Source organism: Limibacillus sp. (assembly GCA_037379885.1).
Lineage (GTDB): Bacteria > Pseudomonadota > Alphaproteobacteria > Kiloniellales > CECT-8803 > JARRJC01.
The window spans coordinates 1-3,044 of record JARRJC010000117.1; the positions used below are offsets into that span (position 1 = coordinate 1).

The window sequence follows — 3,044 nt, forward strand, 5'->3', positions numbered from 1 at the left end:
CACCGCAGTCCACTCGGAGGAAGCCTTGGCTCCCATCCGCGCGAACTGCGAATGTCTGCTTCTGGCTAGAAGCGGACATCGGAGATGGGGAATGGTTGGTCAGTAATGCCTCAAAGATCGAGTTTCATTAGGATAGCATTGTCCGAGTTTCCTGGTTCCTTCGGCCTGTCGTCGTCCTTAAAGCCCAAAGACCGGTATAAAGCCATGGCCTCATGATGCCGAGGCAAGGCGCTTAGGGTGATTCTCTGGAAACCCATCTGCCGCGCTCTCTTTATGATCTCTGTTACCAGCGCACCACCTAACCCAAGACCCCGCGCAGATTCACGGACGTACATGCGGTTCATCTCACAAATCCCTCCGCCTAAATCCTTGAGCATCAGAATGCCGACCGGATTGCTCCCATCGAAGGCGAGCAGGCATTCACCCTTTGGCGGATTGTAGTGGATCAGTACATCGCGGATCTGTTCATCGAACTTCTGGTGATGGAGGTAGGTATCAATCTCAGAGTCCATCTCGGGATAGCGCTGACGAAGCCACTCGACAAACTCATAGGCGAGTCCGTAGACGGCGTCCGCCTCATACTTTGTCCGAACTGGCCTTACGCGCTCCATCGACCTGCTCCATAGCTACGAACTGGGATTATGCCGCTTGCAGCAAATGACGAGTAGAGTGATCAGAAAGGGAAAGCCCAAACTGGCTAGCAGCGGGAGTTAGCCAAACCCATTCGACGCGTTGGCGTGACGCGCCCAAGCGTCGATTTCATCCTGGCATCTTGGATCTTGAGGCTGTTCGGATGGCCTCTGGTCGGACGCGACTTCATCCCTATTATGGATCCCATGAAAGTCCGGACTCAGGACCTGGGCTGTTGTCACCATTGATCGTGAATACGCCATTTTCTGATCTTCTTCAGCGTTCAGACGCTGCCTTTCCTCAGATACGGCCAGCATCGAGTTCCGTTGATTTCGCATTGCTTTCTCCTTCCGAACCTCACAAGGGCGCACAGGTTTGGCGAGAAGATGGCTCCCGCCTTCTGACCGCATGGAACACCGGGAAGAGTCGCGAAGTCTGTGAAGGAGGTCACAACCGAAGAAGCTTTTGTTGGGTCGGGGAGAATAGCCTCACCCCGCTCAGGCGTCCGCCCAGGAGTTTATCCAGCAACGGAATTGATCTAATGGCTCGGCAAGACTGTTCCTGATGGCCGCTATTGGCTAAAAGGCAAGTGCGTGAGAGGTACTCTTCATTCACACAGAGAATGCGGGGTTTTGAGGAACTTTTAATGCTTTTCGCTCAGCATAAGCGTAACCAGCGAGCGATATAACTTGGGGGAAAGCTAATGCTGCAGGATCAGTTAGAGCGAGATAATCTGCGGCTCAGGTCAGAGAACGACGCGTTGAGCCGATTGCTCCAAGCAACAAAAGCCAAGGAGCAGGAGCACCTAGAGCCGTTAGAAAAAACCATTGCCCGCTACAGGTTTCTCCTGCTTTTAAGCACTTCGGGGCTGCTTTTCCTAAGCGTATTGCTAATCGCATTGCCGTAGGGTGCCGATCAGGGTGATGTCTTAAGCATCCACCGAGGTCCGCTATTGGCTAGAAGCGGACACGCCTATCGTTAGCTTGCCACGACGTTTCTCCGGCTGGTGGGCGGGGTTGCTTATTGCCGGAAGCTGGATGCTCGCTTGTTATTCCCCCTTATAGACCGGCGTCGGCTGACGGAAGAAAGAATCAAGGATGTGGTAGACCAGCATGTAGTTCTTCTGCTGGAAGCTGGCGTGGGAGATGCCCTGCATCATGGTGAACTGCTTATCCGTGTTGGCCAGCTTGTCGAAGAACTCCAGGAGGTCCCCCATCCCCGCGATGCCATCGTATTCGCCGCGCATGACGATGGTGGGAACCGTGATCTTCTCCGGGTCGACCAGCGGCAGCTTGGAGCACATGTCGATGTAGGTGCCGTTCGGCATGGAATCGTCGAGCGCGCAGATCGCTTCGGCGAACGCTTCGACCACCTTGTCCTCGGCACAGCCGGGATGGTCGCGGCTGAAGATCGACTGCACGAAGGCCTTGTCGATGGGCCGCCGTTTGCTCTCCAGGAACTGCGGCAGCTTCTTGCGGCGATCCTCCAGGGTCGGACTCCCTTCGCCGGTCCACACGAAAGCGTCCAGCGCCAGGCGCGCGACGCGCTCGGGGTGGCGCTCGGCGAAGAGCGCGGCCCGCAGCGCGCCAGAGGAGATGCCGTACATCAGCAGCGGCCCGGCGCCGCGCTTTTCCTGGATGTAGGCGCTTGCAGCGGCCAGATCGTCCGCCCCGTTGGAGATATCGCAGGTAATGTCGCGCGTCTTGGTGGACTTGCCGTAGCCTTCCATATCCACGCACCAGGTGTCGTACCCCTGGACGGCGAAGTAGTTCATGGCCGAGGAGAAGGGCCGACCCTCGACATGGAGATCGAAGGTCGGTTGCGAGGCCATGGAGGAACCGTGAACGAAGAGGATAGTGCCCTTCTTGTCCTTAGGCGAGCCGAGCCGACATACTTTTCCCAGAGGAAGAGTCGGACCTCGTCGTTATTATCGGTCCAGTGCTCTTCGCCGATCACATTCTTTTCTTCAGCCGTCATGGGTACAGTTCTCCTTGCTCTTCGTCTGGATCAAAGGCCCAGGCGGGCCATCTGTTTTTCGGGGTAGCGGGTGCCGCGCACGGCGGCGGCGTCGAAGGCGGCGTCGATCTCCTTCAGATCCTCCCGGCTCAGCCCGGCCTCGAGTGCGGTCAGGCTGTCGGTGAGCGTGTCCCGGCGCTTGCAGCCGGGAATCGCTACGATGTCACGGCCGCGCGAAAGGACCCAGGCAAGGGCCACGGCGGCGGTTGAAAGGCCGCAGCGCGCCGCGACGGCGTCCGCTGCGCCAAGCAGTTCCAGATTGTGGCCTAGGTTCTCTCCCTGGAAGCGAGGCATGTCGCGGCGGCGGTCATTTTCCTCCAGCGTGTCGAGCGAACGGATCTTGCCGGTCAGCAGGCCGCGCCCGAGCGGGGCGTAGGCGACGAAGCCGATACCGAGTT

3 protein-coding genes are annotated in these 3,044 nt (G+C 58.0%); all 3 read right to left on the minus strand.

Annotated elements, in window-relative coordinates:
• Window positions 1-110: 110 nt before the first annotated feature.
• Entirely contained in the window at window positions 111-611 is a 501-nt protein-coding gene (locus P8X75_15120) for a GNAT family N-acetyltransferase (protein MEJ1996512.1), read from the minus strand.
• 1,067 nt (window positions 612-1,678) lie between these two features.
• Window positions 1,679-2,461: an alpha/beta fold hydrolase gene (locus tag P8X75_15125; GenBank protein MEJ1996513.1), complete on the minus strand. Its 783-nt coding sequence runs from the start codon at window positions 2,459-2,461 to the stop codon at window positions 1,679-1,681.
• 176 nt (window positions 2,462-2,637) lie between these two features.
• Window positions 2,638-3,044: aldo/keto reductase (locus P8X75_15130; protein ID MEJ1996514.1), on the minus strand; the 407-nt coding region annotated here is incomplete at its 5' end.